Annotated in this window: 19 protein-coding genes; 10 read left to right on the forward strand and 9 right to left on the reverse strand. The window is 68.6% G+C overall.

What is annotated here, in order from left to right:
- Positions 1 to 8 precede the first annotated feature (8 nt).
- The 5 genes from ACZ3HV_RS28130 to ACZ3HV_RS28150 form a co-directional block, all read right to left on the reverse strand.
- The gene (locus ACZ3HV_RS28130; protein WP_465688305.1) at positions 9 to 737 is read right to left on the reverse strand and encodes a 16S rRNA (uracil(1498)-N(3))-methyltransferase; all 729 of its coding nucleotides are present in this window, start codon (positions 735 to 737) and stop codon (positions 9 to 11) included.
- Entirely contained in the window at positions 738 to 1880 is a 1143-nt protein-coding gene (dnaJ, locus tag ACZ3HV_RS28135) for a molecular chaperone DnaJ (protein ID WP_465688307.1), read from the reverse strand.
- Positions 1881 to 2072: 192 nt separating this feature from the next.
- Positions 2073 to 3095 (reverse strand): heat-inducible transcriptional repressor HrcA, encoded by a 1023-nt coding sequence (gene hrcA / locus ACZ3HV_RS28140; RefSeq protein WP_465688309.1) that lies wholly within the window; start codon positions 3093 to 3095, stop codon positions 2073 to 2075.
- Between the two features lie 105 nt (positions 3096 to 3200).
- The gene (locus ACZ3HV_RS28145) at positions 3201 to 4304 is read right to left on the reverse strand and encodes a Gfo/Idh/MocA family protein (protein WP_465688311.1); all 1104 of its coding nucleotides are present in this window, start codon (positions 4302 to 4304) and stop codon (positions 3201 to 3203) included.
- Positions 4289 to 4930, reverse strand: coding sequence for a ThuA domain-containing protein (locus ACZ3HV_RS28150; RefSeq protein ID WP_465688313.1), 642 nt, complete (start codon positions 4928 to 4930; stop codon positions 4289 to 4291). The genes ACZ3HV_RS28145 and ACZ3HV_RS28150 overlap by 16 nt, the downstream gene beginning before the upstream one ends.
- Positions 4931 to 5104: 174 nt before the next feature.
- Between ACZ3HV_RS28150 and ACZ3HV_RS28155 the strand changes: the two genes are divergently transcribed.
- The 4 genes from ACZ3HV_RS28155 to ACZ3HV_RS28170 all read left to right on the forward strand — a co-directional run bounded on the left by ACZ3HV_RS28155 (position 5105) and on the right by ACZ3HV_RS28170 (position 9493).
- Positions 5105 to 5452, forward strand: a complete 348-nt coding sequence (locus ACZ3HV_RS28155; protein ID WP_465688315.1) for an EF-Tu/IF-2/RF-3 family GTPase — start codon at positions 5105 to 5107, stop codon at positions 5450 to 5452.
- A gap of 90 nt (positions 5453 to 5542) precedes the next feature.
- Positions 5543 to 6313, forward strand: a complete 771-nt coding sequence (locus ACZ3HV_RS28160; RefSeq protein WP_465688317.1) for an MBL fold metallo-hydrolase — start codon at positions 5543 to 5545, stop codon at positions 6311 to 6313.
- A 158-nt stretch (positions 6314 to 6471) separates the two neighbouring features.
- Positions 6472 to 8007: an NCS1 family nucleobase:cation symporter-1 gene (locus tag ACZ3HV_RS28165; RefSeq protein ID WP_465688319.1), complete on the forward strand. Its 1536-nt coding sequence runs from the start codon at positions 6472 to 6474 to the stop codon at positions 8005 to 8007.
- Between the two features lie 661 nt (positions 8008 to 8668).
- The gene (locus tag ACZ3HV_RS28170; protein ID WP_465688321.1) at positions 8669 to 9493 is read left to right on the forward strand and encodes a DUF3097 domain-containing protein; all 825 of its coding nucleotides are present in this window, start codon (positions 8669 to 8671) and stop codon (positions 9491 to 9493) included.
- On the opposite strand, the gene ACZ3HV_RS28175 is transcribed toward ACZ3HV_RS28170, so the two are convergent.
- The gene (locus ACZ3HV_RS28175) at positions 9468 to 12053 is read right to left on the reverse strand and encodes a DUF3376 domain-containing protein (protein WP_465688323.1); all 2586 of its coding nucleotides are present in this window, start codon (positions 12051 to 12053) and stop codon (positions 9468 to 9470) included. The genes ACZ3HV_RS28170 and ACZ3HV_RS28175 overlap by 26 nt on opposite strands.
- Positions 12054 to 12184: 131 nt before the next feature.
- On the opposite strand from ACZ3HV_RS28175, the gene ACZ3HV_RS28180 reads away from it, so the two are divergent.
- The 6 genes from ACZ3HV_RS28180 to ACZ3HV_RS28205 are packed head-to-tail and all read left to right on the forward strand — an operon-like array spanning position 12185 to position 17593.
- Positions 12185 to 12766, forward strand: a complete 582-nt coding sequence (locus tag ACZ3HV_RS28180; protein WP_465688325.1) for a hypothetical protein — start codon at positions 12185 to 12187, stop codon at positions 12764 to 12766.
- A 20-nt stretch (positions 12767 to 12786) separates the two neighbouring features.
- The gene (locus ACZ3HV_RS28185; RefSeq protein WP_465688327.1) at positions 12787 to 13614 is read left to right on the forward strand and encodes a hypothetical protein; all 828 of its coding nucleotides are present in this window, start codon (positions 12787 to 12789) and stop codon (positions 13612 to 13614) included.
- The gene (locus ACZ3HV_RS28190) at positions 13607 to 14443 is read left to right on the forward strand and encodes a hypothetical protein (protein WP_465688329.1); all 837 of its coding nucleotides are present in this window, start codon (positions 13607 to 13609) and stop codon (positions 14441 to 14443) included. The genes ACZ3HV_RS28185 and ACZ3HV_RS28190 overlap by 8 nt, the downstream gene beginning before the upstream one ends.
- Entirely contained in the window at positions 14430 to 14810 is a 381-nt protein-coding gene (locus ACZ3HV_RS28195; protein ID WP_465688331.1) for a hypothetical protein, read from the forward strand. Before ACZ3HV_RS28190 ends, ACZ3HV_RS28195 begins: the two co-directional genes overlap by 14 nt.
- Positions 14807 to 16798 carry a TOMM precursor leader peptide-binding protein gene (locus ACZ3HV_RS28200; protein WP_465688333.1) on the forward strand — a complete coding sequence of 664 codons (1992 nt, stop codon included), beginning with the start codon at positions 14807 to 14809 and terminating at the stop codon, positions 16796 to 16798. The genes ACZ3HV_RS28195 and ACZ3HV_RS28200 overlap by 4 nt, the downstream gene beginning before the upstream one ends.
- Positions 16799 to 16807: 9 nt before the next feature.
- On the forward strand, positions 16808 to 17593 hold the full coding sequence (locus ACZ3HV_RS28205) for a SagB/ThcOx family dehydrogenase (RefSeq protein WP_465688335.1): 786 nt from the start codon (positions 16808 to 16810) through the stop codon (positions 17591 to 17593).
- Here the strand turns inward: ACZ3HV_RS28205 and ACZ3HV_RS28210 are convergent.
- Genes ACZ3HV_RS28210 through ACZ3HV_RS28220 form a run of 3 tightly spaced genes read right to left on the reverse strand, consistent with a single transcriptional unit; the run spans position 17550 to position 21361 of the window.
- The gene (locus ACZ3HV_RS28210) at positions 17550 to 20558 is read right to left on the reverse strand and encodes a helix-turn-helix transcriptional regulator (protein WP_465688337.1); all 3009 of its coding nucleotides are present in this window, start codon (positions 20556 to 20558) and stop codon (positions 17550 to 17552) included. The two genes, ACZ3HV_RS28205 and ACZ3HV_RS28210, sit on opposite strands and share 44 nt — an antisense overlap.
- Before the next feature lie 19 nt (positions 20559 to 20577).
- Positions 20578 to 20940 carry a hypothetical protein gene (locus ACZ3HV_RS28215; protein WP_465688339.1) on the reverse strand — a complete coding sequence of 121 codons (363 nt, stop codon included), beginning with the start codon at positions 20938 to 20940 and terminating at the stop codon, positions 20578 to 20580.
- 40 nt (positions 20941 to 20980) lie between these two features.
- Entirely contained in the window at positions 20981 to 21361 is a 381-nt protein-coding gene (locus ACZ3HV_RS28220) for a hypothetical protein (RefSeq protein ID WP_465688341.1), read from the reverse strand.
- Positions 21362 to 21405: the final 44 nt, after the last annotated feature.

A 21405-nucleotide genomic window follows, 5' to 3' on the forward strand; every position in this document is an offset into this window, starting at 1 on the left:
CTAACAGCTTAGGCCGAGGGCCAGCTCCAGCGGGAGCGGGCGAGCAGGGCGGCCGCGGCGGCGACCCCGGCGGTGGACGTGCGGAGCACGGTGTCGCCGAGGCGGACCGGCTCGACGCCGAAGGCGATCAGTTCCGCCGGCGCGATGCCACCCTCGGGGCCGATCACGATCACGATGTTGCCGTCAGCAGGTACGTCGAGGCCGGCGAGCGGGAGCTTGGCTTCCTCATGCAGTACGACGGGAAGCGCGGCGCCGGCCAGCAGTCGCGCGACCTCGGCGGTAGTCGCGATCGGCGCGACCTCGGCAAACCAAGAACGCCGCGACTGCTTGCTCGCCTCGAACGCCCACGCCTGCCACTTAGCGAGAGTCTTCGCGACCCGCTCCGGATTCGCCCGGAACTGACTCCGCTCCGCGTTCCACGGAACGATCACATCCACGCCAACCTCGGTCAGCATCTCCACCGCAAGCTCGGCCCGCTCACCCTTGGGCAGTGCCTGCACCACAACCAGCCGCGGCTCGGCAGCCGGCACCACACCGCGGTCATCGACAGCAACCGTGACGCCGGTCTTCGACGACGCCGTCACCGGCCCTTCGGCCCAGGCACCACGCCCATCCGTCAGCCGGAGGCGCTCCCCCGGCCCGATCCGGCGTACGACGGAAGCGTGCCGGCCCTCCGGACCGTCCAGGGTCAGCTCGGCACCGGACAGGTCCTCCAGATGGAAGACCGCGACGCCCATCTAGTGGGCGCCGAAGGCGTCGCGGAGGCGGCCGAAAACGCTCTTGTGGGTGGCCTGGACCTGGCCTTGCGGGCGCTCCTCGTCGCGCGCGACGGCGAGTTGCCTGAGCAGCTCGGCCTGCGAGTCGTCGAGCTTGGTCGGGGTCTCCACGATGATCTGGATGATCAGATCGCCACGACCGGCGTGCCGCAGGCGCGGTACGCCGCGAGCCGTGAGCGTCATCGCCGTACCAGACTGGGTACCAGGCCGGACCTCGAGCGGAGTCGTCTCACCCTCCAGCGTCGGCAGGTCGATCGTCGTACCGAGCGCGGCCGCCGTCATCGGCAGCGTGACCGTGCAGTGCAGGTCGTCACCGTTGCGGGTGAAGATGTCGTGCGGTTCGACCTCGATCTCGACGTACAGGTCGCCGGCCGGGCCACCGCCGGGGCCGACCTCGCCCTGGCCGGACAGCTGCACCCGGGTGCCGGTGTCGACGCCGCCGGGGATCTTCACGGTGACGGTACGGCGGGAGCGGACCCGGCCGTCGCCCGCGCACTCGACGCACGGGTTCGGGATGATCGTGCCGTAGCCGCGGCAGTTCGGGCACGGGCGCATGGTCCGGACCTCACCGAGGAACGACCGCTGCGTGTGGGTGACCTCGCCCCGGCCGTGGCAGATGTCGCAGGTGACCGGCTCGGACCCGGCCGCCGCGCCGGACCCCGAACAGGTCGGGCACAGGACAGCGGTGTCGACCTTGAGCTCGCGGGTCGTCCCGAAGGCGGCCTCGGCCAGATCGATCCGCAGCGGGATCAGCGCGTCCTGACCACGCCGGGTCCGCGGCCGCGGCCCGCGGGTGGCCCCGCCGGTCTGGCCGAAGAAGGCGTCCATGATGTCGGTGAACGTGAAGGCCTGGCCGAACCCGGCACCGCCGGCGCCGGCTCCCGCGGTGGCGAACGGGTCACCGCCGAGATCGTGCATCTGCCGCTTCTGCGGGTCGCTCAGTACCTGGAAGGCGCGGCCGATCTCCTGGAACTTGTGGTGCGCGTCCTCGGAGTCGTTCACGTCCGGGTGGTACTGGCGTGCCAGCTTGCGGTACGCCTTCTTGATCTCGTCCGGTGTCGCGTCACGGCTGACGCCCAGGACAGCGTAGTAATCGGTGCTCATACTCCAGACCAGGGGGTTGGTGTTGTAGGGGGCGTCTGATGGTCTCGCGGCGTAGCGAGCAGGTGCTCGGTGCGGTAGCTCGGCGCGCTGGAGCGAAGGCCTCGATGTGGTTCATCGTGGCCTTTGCTCCAGTGCGGCGAGGTGCCGTGCCGAGTGCCGCGCAGTAGGCGCGAGACCATCAGACGCCCCTTCTCATGAGTCGGCCAGGATCTGACTGACGTAGCGCGCGACGGCGCGGACAGCGCCCATCGTGCTCGGATAGTCCATGTGGGTCGGGCCGACGATGCCGAGCGTGGCCAGCGCCTCCGACTTCGACCCGTACGCGGTCGCGACCACCGAGGTGGTGGCCAGCTCCTCGAACGGGTTCTCGTGGCCGATACGGACGGTCAGAGTCTGTGGGTTGGTCGCCTCGCCGAGCAGCTTGAGCAGGATGACGTGCTCCTCCAGCGCCTCCAGCACCGGCTTCACGTTCCGCTCGAAGTCGTCGCCGTACCGGGTCAGGTTGGCCGCGCCGCCGACCGCGATCCGCTGCTCGACGAGGTCGTCGGTGAACGCCTCCAGCAGCGTCGTCACGATCGCGGCCACCAGTGGGCGGTCGGCCGGCGCGAACATCTCGGTGACCTGTACCAGCGACGTGGTCGCGTCGGTCAACCGCTGGCCGGCCAGCACGGTGTTCAACCGGGAGCGCAGGTCGGCGATCAGCTGCTCGTCGACGTCCTGCGTCTGCTCGACGATCCGCTGCTCGACCCGGCCGGTGCTGGTGATCAGGACCAGCAGCAGCCGGCGCGGGGTCATCGTGACGACCTCGATGTGCCGGACGCTCGACCGGTTCAGCGACGGGTACTGCACGATCGCGACCTGGCGGGTGATCTGCGCGAGCAGCCGGACAGTACGGCGTACGACGTCGTCCAGGTCGACCGCGCCGGCCAGGAAGGAGGTGATCGCCTTCTTCTCGGCCGGCGTCAGGGTCTTGACCGTGCTCAGCTTGTCCACGAACAGCCGGTAACCGGCGTCGGTCGGGATCCGGCCGGCGCTGGTGTGCGGCTGGGTGATGTACCCCTCCTCCTCCAGCGCGGCCATGTCGTTGCGCACGGTCGCCGGCGACACCCCGAGGTTGTGCCGGTCGACCAGCGTCTTGGAGCCGACCGGCTCGTGGGTCGCCACGTAATCCTCGACGATGGCGCGGAGAACATCGAGCTTCCGTTCGTCCAGCACGCGCACACCCTCTCTCACCGTCGACCCTTGGCACTCCGGAGTTCAGAGTGCCAGTCTACCGAGCCGTAGTAGCTCGCACCGACGCGCGACGGCGTGGGGCGGGTCTCAGGCGGATTCGGGAGACGCTCCCAACGGTACGGCGCTGGGGCGGTCGACCGTGCTCGCCACGTCCACCGGCTGGTCCTGTACGGCCGCTTCCAGCAGCGACTCGAGTACGTCGAGCACGTGGTAAGCCAGCGCCCCGTCGGCTCGGTGCCGCTCGCCGTTGCGCAGTGCGCGAGCCATGTCCGCGACTCCGACGCCCCGGCCGGCTCCGGCGTACCCACCGGCGACAGGGACCTCGGTCCAGTCACGGTTCGTGGCCGTGGCGATCTCCACCGTGCCGTCGAACCCGTTCGGGTCCGGCACCGACACACTGCCCTCGGTTCCGTGCACCTCGATGCGCGGCAGCCTTGCGGCCCAGGTGTCGAACGACATGAACACAGTGGTCAATGCACCCGACTCGTGCTCGAGTACGCCGGTTACGTGCGTCGGCACCTGCACCGGGAAGGTCTCACCAGCCCGCGGACCGGTGTGGACCTTGCGCTCCTGCTTGGACTGCCCCGCTCGCGCCGTGACCCGGCGCACCGGCCCCAGCAGGGTCACCAGGCTGGTCACGTAGTACGGACCCATGTCGAGGACCGGACCGCCACCAGGCTGGTAGTAGAACTCCGGAGCCGGGTGCCATAGCTCGTGTCCGGGCGTGAAGAACGACGCAGTCGCAGCATGCGGTACGCCGATGTCGCCGCGGTCGATCACCGCACGCGCGGTCTGGGTGCCGGTGCCGAGCACAGTGTCCGGCGCACACCCGACCCGGAGATTGTTGGCGGCGGCGTACTTGAGCAGGGGCTCGGCCTCGGCACGGTCGACGGCCAGCGGCTTCTCGCCGTACACGTGCTTGCCGGCTTCCAGCGCGGCCTGGTGCACCGGCGCGTGGGCGGCGGGGATGGTCAGGTTGACCACGATGTCCACGTCGTCGGCGGCGTACAACTCGTCCGGGGAGAGCGCGCGGATGCTCGGGTTCTTGTCGGCGATCGCCTGGGCGCGGGTGACGTCCAGGTCGGCGACCGCGACGACGTTCACGCCCGGGAGCTTCGCCAGGTGGTCGAGGTAGGTGCCGGAGATGACTCCGGTGCCGACGATGCCGATACCGGTCACTTGCTCGCCCACAGCAGCCCCCGCTCGATGATCGTGCGTACCTCGGGCACCGCGAGGTCGTCCAGCTTGTGGCCGACGGTGCAGACGAAGACCTTGCCCTCACCCCAGGTGCGGGTCCAGACGGCCGGCATCACCGCGCCCTCGATCCACGGATAGTCCGGGTGCGCGGCGAAGGTCGTGGTCGCGAGCACCGTGTCCGTCGGGTCGTAGTGGACGTAGTACTGCTCGGTGTGGACGTCGAAGTGCGTGATGCCCTCGACGATCGGGTGCTCGGCGACCACGTCGACGCGATAGTCGGTGAAGCCGTGCGGGTGCGAGATGAACTGCCCGCCGACGATGAAGTTGTAATCCGCGCTGTTGCGGAACGAGTCCGCGATGCCGCCGTGCCAGCCGGCCAGGCCGGTGCCGTTGCGGATCGCCGCGTCCAGGCCCTTGACGTGCTCGGCGGGGATCTCGCTCATGGTGACGCACTGCAGCACCAGGTCGACGCCGTCCAGGTTCAGGTAGCTCTCGGTCGTGTCGGAGACGGTGACCTCGTAGCCGTTCTCCTTGAGGTACGGGATGAACAGGTCGGTCGCCTCGACCGGGGAATGACCTTCCCAGCCGCCCCGGACCACCAGTGCACGTCGTGTCGTCAAGACATCCACCCTTCGAAAGTTTTCGGAACCGAGACAGAAAGATTGCGAACCACCCCCGTGACACTAGGCGCGTCCCGACCGGCCTTCAAGTCCGATTCCGCCACCTGGATTGGTCATGGCTGGTAATTCCGCGCAGTAGGCGGGGAGTTGCCAGCCATGGCCTAGGGTCGATCAATGGGATGGAAGTTCTGGAAGCGTTCGGGCGAGCCGGTGAACACCTTTCCGGGGGGGCGGCCGCAGGACACGCTGCCGGTGGGGGCGTTCGGGCTGACGGTCGAGGACGTGTTCTCGATCACCGGTCGCGGCGCGGTGGTGACCGGCCGGGTGATGGCCGGCACGGTGACCGTCGGCGAACAGGTTCTGCACAGCCGGGCCGGTCAGCCGCTGGCGCAGGTCGAGGTGACGGGCATCGAGATGTTCCGCAAGACGGTCACGACGGCCAAGCCCGGCGACAACGTGGGCCTGCTGCTCCGCGGCCTCCAGCGGGACCAGGTGCTCAAGGGCGATGTACTGAGCAAGTAATCTCAAGCCCATGAACGAGCGGAGCGAGTTCATCATCAAGCACAGCGTGTCTCGTGTCTCATCCGCGCCCGGAGCGAAGCGAGGACGTGGATGAGCAGGTGGGCCGAAGTCGGGGATCGTTGCTGGGTTCGCCGGTACGACGAATGGGACCTGAACATCGGCCTGGTCGTCGGGTCCGACGGCGCAGTGCTGATCGACACCCGGGCCACCACCGAACAGGCCGAGGAACTGCGGGAACACATCCGCGAGGTGACCGACGTACCGGTGCGCTGGGTCGTCAACACGCACGCGCACTTCGACCACGTCGTCGGCAACAGCGTCTTCGACCAGGCCGAGATCATCGCGCACGAGAACACTGCCGCTGCCGCGAAGCTGACGGCAACCACGTTCGCGGTGGCGAAGGTGATCGACCTCGGAGATCGCAGGGTCGAGCTCCTGCATCTGGGCAACGCCCACACCGATGGCGACGCCGTGGTGATCGTCCCCGACGCGGACGTCTTCTTCGTCGGTGACCTGATCGAGGAGTCGGCACCTCCGTCGTACGGCGACGATTCGTATCCCCTCGAGTGGCCCGACACGATCGACCGGGTGATCGGTCTGCTGTCCGACACCGCGAAGGTCGTTCCGGGACACGGCGCCGTGGTGGACGCCGAGTTCGTCCGCGAACAGGCCGGCGACCTGGGTACGGTCGCCAACACGATCTCGGGTCTGCACCACGCCGGTACGTCGCTGGACAAGGCGCTCACGCACACCGACGACTGGCCGTGGCCGCTGGAGAAGCTCCAGGAAGCGATCAAGCGCGGCTACGAGTCGCTCGGCGCGCCGCCACGGCCGACCCTCCCCTTGCTCGGCCCGAGCTGACTGCTCGGCCGTTGCCCCCTCCCTCTCTTCGGCTTTGGTTACCTGCCTGAAGGAGCACGGCGGCTCGGTCGTTTTGTAGTTGTCCGTTGACACGACGTCACGTCGTACCGCACGTTGTTGCGAAACGGATGTCTCGACCGGATCAGGTGGTGGGGCCAATGACCACGACGGAGCAGACCGTTCATCCCGACGGACGGGTCGAACTGACCAATCCGGATGCGGTTGCGAACAGCCCGTACGGGAACGCCGAACTCGCGCCGACCCGGTTGCCCGAGCGGACCTGGACGACGTACAACTACGCCGCGCTCTGGATGGGGATGGCGCACAACATCCCCAGCTACCTGCTGGCGGCCGGCCTGGTCGCGCTCGGGATGAACTGGCTGCAGGCGTTCATCACAATCACGTTGGGGAACCTGATCGTCCTGATCCCGCTGCTGCTGAACAGCCACGCGGGGACGAAGTACGGCATCCCGTTCCCGGTCTTCGCGCGGGCGTTCTACGGCGTCCGCGGTGCGAACTTCCCGGCGTTGCTGCGGGCGTTCATCGCGTGTGGCTGGTTCGGTATCCAGACCTGGATCGGCGGGCAGGCGATCTACGTGATCGTCGGTGAACTGTTCGGCAAGGGCTGGACCGACGCGTCCGCGATCGGCGGGCACCCGTGGACGCTGTGGCTCAGCTTCGCGTTCTTCTGGGTGCTCCAGATGGTGCTGATCTGGCGTGGCATCGAGGGTCTGCGCCGGTTCGAGAACTGGGCCGCGCCGCTGGTCACCGTTGCGTTCCTGGCGCTGATGATCGCGATCCTGGTCAAGGCCGGCGGGCTCGGGCCGATCCTGGACCAGCCTTCGAAACTCGGCTGGGGCAGCGACTTCTGGAAGATCTTCCCGCCGGCGCTGATGGGCATGATCGCGTTCTGGGCGACGCTGTCGCTGAACATGCCGGACTTCACCCGGTTCGGAAAGGGCCAGCGGCAACAGGTCTGGGGGCAGATCATCGGCCTGCCGACGACGATGTCGTTCATCGCGCTGGTCTCGATCATCACCACGTCGGGCACCGTGCTGGTCTACGGTTCGGCGATCTGGGACCCGGTCGAGCTGACCCGCCGGTTCGAGAACCCGGTGGTCGTGACGATCGGCCTGGTGATGGCGATCCTGGCGACGATGTCGTGCAACGTGGCCGCGAACGTGGTCAGTCCGTCGTACGACTTCGCGAACGCAGTCCCGCGGTGGCTGAACTTCCGTACGGCGGGACTGGTCACCGGTGTGGTCGGCATCGTGATCCAGCCGTGGCGGTTGATCTCGGACCCGTCGATCTACATCTTCGTCTGGCTGTCCTTCTACGGCGGGCTGCTCGCGTCGGTGGCCGGCGTACTGATCGCTGGGTACTGGCTGATCGACCGGACCCAGCTGCATCTGGCCGATCTCTACTTGCCCAGCGGCCGCTACTGGTACGCCGCCGGCTGGAACTGGCGAGCCGTCGTCGCGACCCTCTTCGGCTCCCTGCTGGCGGTCGGCGGAGCCTACTCCAACCCCGGCGCCGGCCCCTTCCCCGAGGACGGCCTGATCCCCTTCCTCAAGCCGTTGTACGACTACTCCTGGGCGGTCGGCCTCGTCATCGGCTTCCTCTCCTACCTACTCCTCACCGCCACAGCCCCCTCCCGCCAACCATCCCCAACCCAAGCCGCCCCCACGTTCTAGGTCGCGCCGACCGCGTACACACCAACGGGTAGTCCTTCCCTACTCCGGCGCTTTCCCCGCTGGCTGCAGCGCTGACCGGACCGGATTCAGCGACCACTACCCGTCCGTCGGTACGCGGCCGGGCTGCTGCGGGTGTCGTCAGTACGTCTGGTGTCTCCGCGATACCCGTGGCAAACAGGCGATGGTAGTGGAGCGGCTCCGGGCTGCGTGAGGGTGCTGGTCGGTGCGGCGTGCGTCAAGGGCGCCTTCGGCGTCCCTGCGGGATCTTCGACCCTTGACCCACACCACCCCGACCAGGGAAGGATCGCAGCTATGCCCGGAGCCGCTCACCCGAGTGGTCGCAGTACTACGTGATGCCGTGAAGCGCCCGTGGACACGGGCATGCGCGGAGTCGCGTGATCATCGGGCAGTGCCGCGCGGTTGCCGGGGTACAGCCGCGGCAGTTGTGGGGGCCTCGGACAAGTTGTGGGGGGATGACAGTAGTTATTCCTTGTCTTTGGCCACCAGTGGGGGTCCTAGCCCACGGTGGTTGGGCGGTTCGGTCCGGATGCCGGGACTGCCGGTCTCAGACGCCGGAGGTCGAGCTGAGGTCTCTGGAGGTGTGGTTTCTGGGGGTGTGTGGTTGGGGTGGAGGGCGGGTTGGGGCGCTTACGGTTGGGGGGTGGCTGATCGGTATGGGAATGATGTGCTCAGTGGGGATTGGCGGAAGCCCAAGAATGGGCGGACCGTTGAGGTGGAGATCGAGAAGGGGATGGTCGTCGAGGAGCCGAGTTCGGGGTTTGTCGGGGCGATCGTGCGGTGGGAGCACGGGGTGGTCGATCTCGAGGACCGGTTCGGCAAGATCCGGACGTACCCGCTCGGGCCTGGGTTCTGGCTGGATGGGAAGCCGGTCAGTCTGAAGCCGCCGAAGAAGGCCGGGCCGGCGAAGAAGACGCGGACGGCCTCCGGTTCGGTTGCGGTGAACAACGTACGGGCGAAGGTCGCTCGAGCCAGCCGGATCTACGTCGAGGGCCGGCACGACGCCGAGCTGGTCGAGCGGGTCTGGGGTGACGACCTGCGGATCGAGGGGGTGGTGGTCGAGTACCTCGAGGGTGTGGACGACCTGCCCGGGATCGTCAACCGGTTCCAGCCCGGTCCGGGCCGGCGCCTCGGCGTCCTGGTCGACCACCTGGTCGACGGCTCGAAGGAGTCGAAGATCGCGGCCCAGGTCACCAACAAGCATGTGCTGGTCGTCGGTCACCCGTTCATCGACATCTGGGAGGCGGTCAAGCCGTCGTCGGTCGGGATCAAGGCCTGGCCGAAGATCCCGCACGGGCAGGACTGGAAGAAGGGCGTGCTGAAATCGTTCGGCTGGCCGGCCACCGACCAGGCCGACGTGGCCGCGGCCTGGAAGCACATCCTGTCCAAGGTGAACAGCTTCGCCGATCTCGACCCGGCCCTGCTCGGCCGGGTCGAGGAGCTCATCGATTTCGTGACGCTGGACTGAGCTCCGGCATCCGGCGTTCGATCCAGGCCCGGATCCGCCGCCGCGCGCGCCGGACGTACCAGGTGACCAGGCCGAGCATCGCGGTCGCCGCGAGTACCGCTCCGGCCAGCACGGCGGCGATGATGCGTACGGCGGCGCCGTCGACGACCCCGGCGACGACGAGCAGCACGACCCCCAGCGCGAAGGTTGCCAACGGCAACCATGGCTCGAACAGCAGCGGCCGCTGCGCCGGACTCAGCTTCGCCCCCCGCACCATCCGCGCCCACACAGACTCCCGGGCCGGCTCGGTGAACCAGCGGGCACACCGCAGCAGCCAGGACCGGGGTTGATGCTTGCGGCCCGCGGCCGCCTTCACCCAGTCGCCGACCTGCGGCCCGAGGCCACCGGAGACGTCGACCATCCGGTCAGCCAGGCCTGTGGTGGTCGCGCGTCCCTCGGCCGACTCGTTGAGCTCGTCCCGCATCGTCACCAGCGCACCCAGGCCGGCGTCGACCGGGAAGTCCTCGGCCAGCCGCTGGATGCGTTCGGCGACCGCTCCGATCTTCCAGTCCTCCGCCACGAGCACCTGCCGCTGCGTCTCGCGGATCCAGTCCGCGTCGGCGCCGAGCATCGCCCCGAGGTGAGCGACGCAGTGCAACCGACCCATCAGCCAGTCCCACCGCCGCCAGTCCGCCGCACCGAACGCGCCGAAGTGCCCGACCTGCGACCCGTAGAGGATGCGGTCCTTGAGATCGTTGGCGATCGACCCCTCCGGCTGGTCGTCGAGCAACGTCAGCGGGATGTCCGGCCCGAGCCGGAGGAACTGGAACGGCGCGCTGCGCTGCTGCGGCGTCCGCGCCGACGTGCACCGGGACACGATCTCGACCTCGAGCGCGGTGTCGATGAGCTCCCACCCGATCGAGGCGATCAGATCGAGGAAGACGTCACCCAACGCGCGCTGGATCTGCAGTTCGTCGAAGATGTCTGCCAAGCCGATCGCCACGGCTTCGGCGCCGCCGGCCGGCCGCAGGTCGAGGTCGGCCTTGGCCAGTTCTTCGCCGAGCGCGTCCCGCACAGCCAGCACATGCAGGAGGCAATCGCTGGCCGCCTTCAGCCGCCGCTCGAGTTCGCGCCGCTGGTCCGGCTGCGCGTCGCTGATCTGGTTCCGCAGGGAACGCAGGATCAGCCGTACGACGCGCTCCGCCGCCCCGGTCCCCCACAGCCAGCTCGGGTGCCCGTCAGCGTCATCCTGCAACGCGGCCGTCGAGCCGTCCGGGTTCGGCACCCAGGGATGCTTGGCCGCCAGGACTTCGTCGATCTCCGGCTCCGACAACGCGGTCGCGGCGTCCAGCACGGTCGACTGGTCGTGGCTCGCGATCGTCACCGCTTCCCACACCCCGCCCGCCGCACGGCCCCGCGAGTACACCGGCTGCAGTGCTTCGGCGGCCGCCTTCAGCCGGACCCGCTCTTCTGGTTGCTGCATGCAACGATCGAAGAGCCGCTGGGTGTCGGACCAGGACGCGTCCGCCTCCATGAGCAACCGCTCGAGCTGCTCGACATCGGATCGGAAGTCCACCTCGCGCGGGAACTGGACGGCCGACAACGCGGACACGCGCCAGCTCGGCTCCTTCGCCTCGGGCAGCGCCGTCGCCGCACTCCCGATCCCTGCGGACGGTACGACGTACAGCACATAGCGGCTCGCCCGTCCGGCGACCGGCCGGCGTGCGACCACATCGAGGACCGGTCCGAACGGCGCGTTGTCGAGCACACCACCGTCGACCAGCCAGGCACCGGATCCGGCGCTGGAGGTGGGTTGCATCCGTGGCGGCGCCGCGGCCAGCTTCGGCGTCTCGAGCACCGGTCCGAAGGCGGCCGGGAACGACGCGGATGCGCGCGCCGCCCGGGCCAACAGCTGGGTGTCCTTCAGCCCGTTCTTGTCCGCGACCGAGTACTTCCGCGTGCTGCCGTCGTACTTCTCGGCGTTCTCGCTGGTGAACGCGTACAGGTACCGATGATCGGGTACGACGAAGGCCTGCCCGGCAGCGTCCTTCGCCTCGAACTGCTGCACGCCGAGCCCGGACGAAGTGACGAACAGCGTGACCGGCTCTTCCGCCGCAGTCTCGCCCGCGTCGGCGACCCCTTTGATCAGGCTGTCCAGCTCCTGCAGGAAGTACTTGCCGTCGAGCACGGACGTGGACTTCTCCCCCACCGACGGCACCAGCTTGCCGACCTCGAGCGATCCGAGGCCGACCCACTTCTGCCGCAGCCACGGACCGTTGGTGCCGTCCGGGTCCAGCGTCGAGCCGTTCGAGATCGCGGTCGCGAGCAAAGATCCGTTCAAACCGCCGGCACTCGTCCCGGCGATCACGTCGACCACCAGCCGCCGGTCGTCGTCACCGCGCCGGCACAACTCACGCCAGCGTTTCGCGAGTTCCTCGTCGTACGGCTGCGACTTCGGTGCGTTGCCGTCGCCGGACGCGCGCCGGATCAGATCCAGCTCGTGTGTCACTCCGCCCATCCACACGGCCAGGCTGACTCCACCGTTCAGCACCAGCGCAATCCGGATCTCGTGATCGGTCATGCAGTCTGTCCCCCTTTCACTCAGAGATACCACGGTCGTCACCTGCTTCAACAGTTGTCGCAGCGGAGAGTGAACAAAAGGTTGTCGCACTCTGCACGCAGGGTCATTCTGTTGCTTAGGGGGTGGTCGTTATGCGTGGACTGACAGTGGCGGTCGCGACGGTTGCCGTACTGCTGACGGGCTGTTCGGACACGTCGAGTGACGGCGGTACGCCGACCCCTGAGGTCACCAGCGAGAACACCGGCGAGCCTGCGCCGGAGCCGACCGATCCGGAGAGCACGCAGACGCAGCAGAAGCAGCCGACGATCAGCATCGTCTCCGCACCGATCGGCGGCAACGTGCAGACCGACGACCTGCAGCGATGTGCCGAGGTCAACTGGCTCGGGCGGAACCCGATCCCGGACGGCACGACGATCAAGCTCGGCTCACCCAGCCTCGACCCGGACGGAGTCTTCGAGTTCTACCAGGCGGCGTGTTCCGGAGACCTCCGGTCGTGCGCGGACGTCGAGTGGCAGTCGGAGAACTTCAAGCCGTGCTACGTCGGCGTCCGGCAGATCGCGAACGCCGAGGAGGGCATCGACCGGATCGATCTGGTCATCTCTGTCGACGCGACCTGCGCGACCCAGGACGACTGCGACAGCCTCGCCGCCGGCAAGGGCGAGACCCAGATCCGGTTCCGGCCGGACATCCTCCCAACCCCGAGCGGCGGGTGATCGTCATGCTGGGTCCGCGGATGATCGCAGCAATCGGGATCCTGGCTGTCCTCGGCGCCTGCTCCGGCAAGCCCAGCAACCGGTCCGAGTCAACGACCGACTCCCCCACCACCGAGACGACAACGGAAACGACGACCGCTACGCCCACCGGCACGACCAGCGTTCCGACGACCAGTCCGACAACCGGAACGACCACCGGTCCGACAGCCGGGCCGACCACCGGGCCGACGACCGGGCCGACCAACCGTCCGACAACCAGGACGACCACCAAACCGACGACCGGGACGACCACCGAGCCAAGGACTGAGCCAAGCAGCGAACCAAGCACCGAACCGGAGCCCAGGCCCGAGCCAACCGACCCCGAAGCCGCCCAGCCGACCCGGAAGCAGCCGTCGATCCGGATCGCCGAGGCACCGATCGGACCAGGTGCCGACGGAGGTCAGCCGGACGATCCCGCCGACCAGTGCACCGGGGTCACCCTGACCGGGCTGGAGCTTCCGGCCGGCACCACGATGACGTTCGGCACTCCCGAGCTCAAGCCGGGCGGCGTCTTCGACATCCACCAGTCTGCCTGCGGCAGTCATGGCCCGTCGTGCGCCAAGTATCGCCTCCAACCCGACTCCGGTCCTTGCTTCGTCGGAGTCCGGCAGCTGACGAAGACGTCTGGACAGCACGTCACGCTGATCATTGCGGCAACGGCCACCTGCGCGAGCGCGAAGGACTGCAGCTCCCTGGAGGGCCACGGCGGAAGCCAGATCGGCTTCGACTCGCAGGACCTGGGGGAACCGACCGCGACCACGACCACCGAGGCGGAGTCGCCGTCCGAGACTCCGTCCGGCGATGGCTGACGAACGGTCCCAGGCTGAGCGCTGGGTGAGTTTCGCCACCGGCATCGTTGCGCCGGTGACGCTGATCAGTGCGTTGTTGTTCTACTTCGGGTACGTCTCGTCGCGGTCGCAGTACGCGTACTTCGGGATCGACGTCGACACCATTGGCCTCAGTACGCAGGACTACGTGATGCGAAGTCCGCAGCCGTTGCTGGTGCCGCTGCTCGTGATCACGTTGCTCGCGGTCGCCGGGCTGCTCTTGCACAACGCGATTCATCCGACGGCTTCCGGCGTACGGCGAGCCGCTCAACTGGCTGTCGTCGTACTGGTGCTGGGTGTGGCCGGGCTCCTCGCGTATCCGTTGATCGGGAGCCTTCCGTACTACGCCTTGATCGTGCCGGCGGTGATCGGTCTGGCCGCGGCGGCACTCGCGTACCTCACGTACCTGCGCCGCAAGGTCGATCCGCAGCTCGGCACCCAGCGAGTGCTGATTGCGCTGCTCGCTCTCGTCACGGTGACGTGTGCGTTCTGGGCGACCGCGACGACGGCGCAGTACTCCGGGCGCGGGTTGGCGAAATCCGATGCGCGGCACCTGGATCGCTTTCCTGTGGTCATTCTGGACACGAAGGAGAAACTGGCGCTGCGGTCACCGGGTATCGAGGAGACTGCGCTCCGTTCCGGTTCCGGGCAGACGTTCAACTATCGCTACCGCGGTCTCCGGCTGCTGGTGGTCGGCGAGGATCGCCTTTTCCTGGTGCCGCAGAACTGGACCGCGTCCAATACAACGGTCGTCGTACGGCTGGACGACTCGGTCCGGGTGCAGTTCCAGTTCCAGAATGACCCTCCTTAACCCTCGACGGGCGGCCGACGCCGGGCTGATACTCGATACAGACAACAGGGGGGGAAGTATGTCGACTGCGGAGGACTTCAACGCATTCAAAAGCCGGCTCGATACGGTCCGGCACAAGTTGGACGACGTCAGCCCGATCGAGTGGGCGGCCTACATCAAGGTCCGCGACATTCTCTTGTCCATGGGTGTTCTGTTGGTGGATGAAGAGGAGACGCTTGAATCAGGTTCAGCGAAAGAGGCGTCCGTCTCCTTCAAGAAAGTCGTGCGGTGCGCGATGGTGGGGATCTTCGAGCCGGCCGTTGGATCGGGCGCGGCCGGTGGGTACGACGCCGGCGCCGTGCAGCGGTTCGCTGACCTCGGCGGATGACCTCGTTGCGGGCGGCCCCGATTCCGGATTGGCTGTCCGTGGTGTCGTCGTCACCTCGCGAGCAGGAAGTGCTCGCGGGTCGGCTGGCCGCGCTTCGCGTCGTACTGATCGGGCGCGCGGACATCACCGACGCCCTGCACGCCGCCTTGACGGGCTCAGGGATCCAACCTGACCGGATGGTCCGCGTTCCGTATCCAGGACAGCGCGACGAACTGCCGGCCCTGATGACTGGGGCGGATCTGGTGATCGCGGCCGGTGATGGCGCGCTGCCGGTCCTGCATCAGTGGGTCAATACGACCGGACTGATGTTGGACGTACCAACGGTGCACGCCGACCTCCGCGGCACCCAGGCGACCGTCGGTCCGCTGGTGCTGCCCGGCGAGGGCCCCTGCTTCCTGTGCTGGCGGATGCGTGCCCTGGCCTGTGCGGATGACTTCGCGGCGGCGATGGCACTCGAGGAGGAGCTCGACGCCCGCCGGATCCCGGATGGCGCGGCGAGGCCCGTGATGCCGGCGCTGTTGCCGATGGTCACCGGCGCGCTGTTGGCGGAGTTGTTCGCGCTGACGCTGGCGATCGCGCCACCGCGGCTGACCGGCGGCGTACTGACGCTCGACGTGCACAGCGGTGAGAAGTTGCACCCGGTCCTGCCGCGCCCGGATTGCCCAGCCTGTTCAAAAAAAGGCCGTCGGCCGGCGAAGGGTGAGCCCGTCGTCCGGCGCGCGGTCGACTCGGTGTGCGGTGTGGTCCGCCGGCTGGAGATGATGCCGAAGGGCCTGTCCGACCCCGAGCGGCCCTTCATTGCCGGCGCTGAGCTGGCCAACGCCCACTTCCACACCGGCGAAGCTGCCTTCCTGGTGTGCTCCGGCAAGGGTTGGACCCGGCAGCACGCGCGAGACGGTGCACTCGGCGAAGCCCTCGAACGGTACGCCGCGATGACCTGGCAACCCGAGCGCCGCATCACTTCGACGTACGACGATCTGGGCCGACCCGCGGTGCATCCACGCGATCTCGTGCTGTTCGCCGACCACCAGTACGACGTTCTGCCGTACCAGCCCTGGCGGCCCGAGACCGAGCTGGAGTGGGTGCCGGCCGACTCGCTCGTAACCGGCGAGGAGGTGTGGATTCCCTTGCTGGCAACGCATCTCGGGTACCGCCCGCCGACCGCGGCCGCGCTGTTCCCGGCCACCTCCAACGGATTCGCGGCCTGGCCCGACGAACCTGGCGCAACGCTACGGGCCTTGCTCGAAGTGGTCGAGCGGGACGCGTTCGCGATCGCGTGGTCGCATCGGCTGCCCGGGCGTTGCGTGGCCGCTGCGGACGTCCCGGACGACCAGACCCGCGCGATCGCCTCGTCGTACGCGCGTCGCGGTGTCGAGGTCGTGGTGCATCTGCTGCCATCCGACACGGTGGCGACGGTCGCCCTCGCGATCATGTGGTCCGAGCAGGCGCCGGCCGCGGTGATCGGCGCCAGTGCGGCGCTGGATCCGGTCGCCGCCGCCCGGTCCGCGGTGCTCGAGGCCGGGCAAGTGCGGCCGGTACTGTGCATGCGCCTGCGGGAAGCCGCGATCCAGGATCGGATGGCGGAGTTGGCTGCCACACCGTCGAAGGTCGCGGTCATCGACGACCACGACCTGCTGTACGCCGACCCGCACGCGGCCGCGACCGGGATGCGCTTCCTCCGTGAGGCACCGCGTGAGCCGTGGCCGGACGTCGTACCACTCGTTGCCCCGAGCAACGATGATCTGATCAGGTCGGTCGCCGACGTGGCGCCCGACGTACTCGCCGTGGACCTCACGCCGCCGGATGTGGCCGGCCTCGGCGTCCGCGTGGTGCGCGCGGTGGTACCGGGATTCGTCCCGCTCTGGTTCGGCGCGGGCCAGGCCCGGCTCGGGGGACGCCGGCTGCTGGAGCTGCCGAGCCGGTTGGGCTTGCGACCACGGCCCGCTCGGCTGGACGAGTTGAACCTCGACCCACACCCACTCGCCTGAGGTCGACCGATGCCCACCTTCCGCAAGGCTCAACCGCTCGCCTGGACCTACCACCGTGGCAGCTCCCGCGTGCTCGTCGAGACCCCGCAGACGACCTCAGCGCAGCACGGGCCGGGACGGGAGGACCCGACGGCACCGTGGATCCCGTTGCCACCCGGCGTACCGATTCACGCGCCCCTGACCGACCTGATCCGCGAGCGGGTGTCTTGCCGAGCGTTCCAGGACAAGCCGCTCGGACTGGCTGAACTGGCTACACTGCTGCGGACCGGGTACGGCGTCACCGGAGTGACCGACGGTGGCCCGGTACACATCATCGATCGCGCGCCGCCGTCGGCCGGTGGGCTCTACCCGCTCGAGGTGAGTGTGCTGGTGCGTTCGGTGGACGGCCTACTTGCCGGGATCTACCACTACGTGCCGTTCGCCGACGGCCTCGAGCAGGTCCGCGATGCTGCAGTGCCCCCGGCTCTGGTCAGCCGGCTGTTCCTGGGGCAGCCGTGGGCAGCCGAAGCCGCCGTCGTCCTGGTGCTGTCCGCGGTCTGTGAACGCAGCCTGACCAGGTACGCCGACCGCGGCTATCGCTATCTCCTCCTGGAAGCAGGACACGTGGCGCAGACCCTCGTACTCGCGGCAACCGGTCTCAACCTCGGCACAGTCACTCTCGGCGGCTTCCTGGACGACGAGCTGTCCACCCTGCTGGCCCTCGACACCGAGTCGGAGATCGTCTTGTACGGCGCCGCTGTGGGTCACCCGTTCAACGGGAGCCGTCTCGCGCGCCGGGCGCTCGACCGACTGTAGGAGCACCGAGCCTGACCGCGAGAGCGGCGACCTCACGCCGTGACGACGTCCCGGTCTTGTGCAGCAGGTTCGAGACATGCACGCTGACCGTCTTCTCACTGATGAACAGCGCCTTCGCGATCTCGGCGTACGTCCGGCCCGCGACCAGATGGGACAGCACCTCCTGCTCGCGCCGGGTCAACGACTCGAACGGCGCCGGCGGCTGGACGGGCGCCGTTGTCGCCGGTTCCTCGAGCCGGATCCTGGCCAGGGCGGCGAGTTTCTCGACCTGCTGCCGGAGCGGGATCGCGCCGACCTCCTGCGCGAAGCGGTACGCCGATCTGAGCGGTTCGGCGACCGCGGACCGGGTGGCACCTTCCTCGAGTAACGCCTGCGCGCATCGCCAGGAGGCCATGGCCTCGTCCCACCGCAGTCCGGCGGCGTCACACCGGCGTACCGCCTGCGCCCAGAGCGCGGACGTGGGGTTCTCCGCCTGGTAGCGCGCGGTCTCGGCAGTGAACAGCGCCTCCCTCGCCGGCTGGATCAGGTCCTCGGGACCGATGACCTCGAACGGCGCGGGCAGCATGCCTCGCCGGACGGCGAGGAGATCGTCGAACGCCGCTCGGATTCTGCCGACATCCGCGCCGTCGCTCCGGTTCCGCGCCTTCTCCATCAGGTCGGCGGCCGCCCGCGCACCCCAGACCAGCATCTCGTCCGCGTCGCGGGTGTCAGCGACCTGGACGACCATCGTGCGCGCCAGCAGGTCGAGCGCCTGCTCGGCCTGGCCCGCGGCCAACAGGTACTCGGCCAGGACCGGCTGCGCCGACAGCCCGGCCCGGTCCTCGACGCCCGGCATCAACTCCCTGGCACGTTGCAGGTGCAACTCCGCCACGTCCAGTTCGCCGCGTCGCACCGCCAGCGAGGCTGCGCCCAACCGGACCATCGCACTCGCGTTCGGCAGCGCCGCCAGGGAGAGCCCTTCGCGGATGACGGCACTGCTTTCGGGGAGGCGTCCCAGCATCAAGAGGTGATGGGCCAGCAGTCCGGCGGCGAAGCCCGCGACCGAGAAGGCGCCGACGTTGAGAGCGATGGGGAGGAACTCCCGAGTGACGTCGACGCAGTCCGTCACGCGACCTCGCCGTTCCAGGTAGTTGTGCCTGATCACGAGAACCCGCCAGGTCAGTTCCGGGTCGCCGGTCAGCTTGGCGAACCGCAGGCCTTCCGCGGTGTCGGAGTCGGAGTGCTTGCTGCGGACATCGCCGTTGCCGCGGACCGCGTACGCCAGGCTCAGCGCCGCGTTGGATTGTGATCGATGGGCTGCCTCGACGGCGTCCTCGGCGTACGTTCGGGAGAGCTCCAGCTCGTTGTTCCACCATTGACACCAACTGAGATACGCCAGCGCGTCGGCGTACTCGTCGCTGTCGGGGAACGGCCGGCTCAGTTCGACTGCATGCTCTGCCTCGGCGACCGGTCTGCCCTTGGTTCTGCCAGTGGCCCAGGCCGAATCCGCCCATCGCCGCAGCAGCCGGCAGGCGCGCAGTGGGTCGGTGCGCTCGTCGACGAGCTCGAGGGTGCGGCTCCACGCCGCGAAGCTGGCCTCGCCGTCGCCGAGCAGGTCGTTGGCTCGGGCAACACGCTCCAGCAGATCGACCTCGCGATCCGGTTCCTCGTTGTCACCGCGGTGGACCATCGGCCACAGCCGGGCCGCACGGCGGAGATGAACCGCCTCCTCCCGCGGCGATCTGACGCCCCTGGCCAGATCGGCGGCTCGCAGCGACGCCTCGAGACAGGCCTCGAGGTCGCGTGCGCGCTCGTAGTGCAAGGCCAGATCGCTCTGCCGCTGCAACTCGTCGAGGCCGCCGGCAGAACGGGACTCCAGTGTCGCGGCCCACGCGGCGTGCACCGGCTCGGCCTCACCGGGAACGAACGTCGCATAGAGCAGCTCGGCGAGCAGCGGGTGCCGGAACCAGCACAGGTCGTGCCCTTGCGCCACGCTGATGCCGGCGTTCGTCGCCTCGGTCAATGCACTGGTCAACGAGTCGCGGTCGATCCCCCGCGCTGCGGCGACCTCCCGTAGGTCGTCGATCGACGTCGGTCGCCCGGCAACCGCCATCAACCGCATGACCTCGCGCCCCGGGATGGAGAGCCGATGCCAGGCCGCAAGCAGGGCTCCGGTCAGCTCTGCCGCGAGATCAATGGGGAGCCCTTCGGCACTGCTCGTCAGCCCTTGCACGAGAAGTTCGGTGAGGTACGGATTGCCGTCGGACCGGCGTACGACCTGGTCCACCAACTGGCGGTGCGGTGGACCACCCAGCAAGAGCGCCAACTGTTGCTCGGTCTCGTCCCAGCTCAGCCGGTCCAGCCGCAGATCGGTGACCGACGGCAGCCGACGCAGGTCGGCCAGCCACGTGTGCATCGGGTCACCAGACATCATTTCCTCGTCCCGGTAGGTGGTCAGCACGGCCAGCCGCTGACTGCGGAAGCCGGCAACCAGGTAGGCGAGCGCATCGCGTGAGGCCAGATCGGCCCACTGCACGTCGTCCACCACCAGCACTGTCGGACCATGTGACGCGATCGCCTGAACCAGCGCATCCACCACGGACAACAACCGGACCGCGCTGTCCGACGTGCGACCGCCCAGTGAAGGCAACAACTCGCCCGCGGCCGGGACCGCATCGAGTACGGCTGACCGCTCGCGGGGCTCGGCCGATTCGAGCCAGCCCTCCAACGCACCGATCAGCGGAACGTACGGCGCGTCCACGGCGCCGAACCGTACGCATCGGCCCCAGAGAACCGCGATGCCTTGCCCGGCCGCTTCGTCACACACAGCGGTGACGAGACGGGTCTTGCCCACGCCGGCCTCTCCGTGCACGAACACCGCACACGGTCGTCCTTCGACCGCTCCCCGGATGGCCGCCCCCAGAACCCCGCGTTCCTCGATCCGGCCGACCATCCCGGGCAAGCGTGCGACCGCCGGCCCTCCCACGGCTCCCAGTCTGACCCGATCAGGCCGGACCGGCCACCTTCGGCGGCGTACCGGCGTACGCCTCCCGATCGAACACCGCCTTCGCGGGCGCCAGCGGGTCGCACCTGATCGGGACCCGCTGACCGGCGTGGGGCACCGCGTCCGAGAGCGGGTACAGGACGTCGTTGTGAATCAGCGAGGTCCCGATCACGTAGCGCACCAGCAGGAAGGTACGACTGCTGGTGCGCAGGACCGAGACCACTTCGGCGTTCAGCCGGCGCCAGTTCTCGATCTCGGTCGCCTGCTCCTGGTCCTGGTCACCGCGACGACGCACGCTGACCAGAACCAGGGCAACCAAGCCCAGAGCCACTCCGACCATCAGTAGCTGAACGATTCCTGACATCGGTCCCTCCCCCTCACGTCAGGGCTTCGCGGTTGCCGGGCTAGGCGGTGTGCAGTTGGCGACGGCGGTACAGCCAGACGCCGCTCAGAGCGACGGCCGCACCACCGAGCGCGGACGCGCCCGACTGCAGGAACTCGACTCCGTTGTCGTCGGACCTGCTCTGCGCAGGCGCCGCCTTGGTCTGGGCGGTCTCGGTGGGACCGGTGATCTCGTACTTCCGGTCGTACTTCGGGTAGTTGTACTCCGGACTCGTGTCCTCCGCGCCCGGGTAGCCTGACCCTTCGTCCGGCCAAGGCGCCGGCTGCGACGTTGGTCTGGGCTGCGGGTCTTGCTGCGTCGCCGACGCCTCGGTTGCGGTGAGGACCACGGTGCCCATCGCGAGTGCGGACACTGCGAGGGCTGAGTAGTGCTTGCGGTTCATGACTTCTCCCAGGGGACTGTGCGGCGCGGATCGCCGCTACCCCT

The organism is Kribbella sp. NPDC020701, assembly GCF_055562215.1.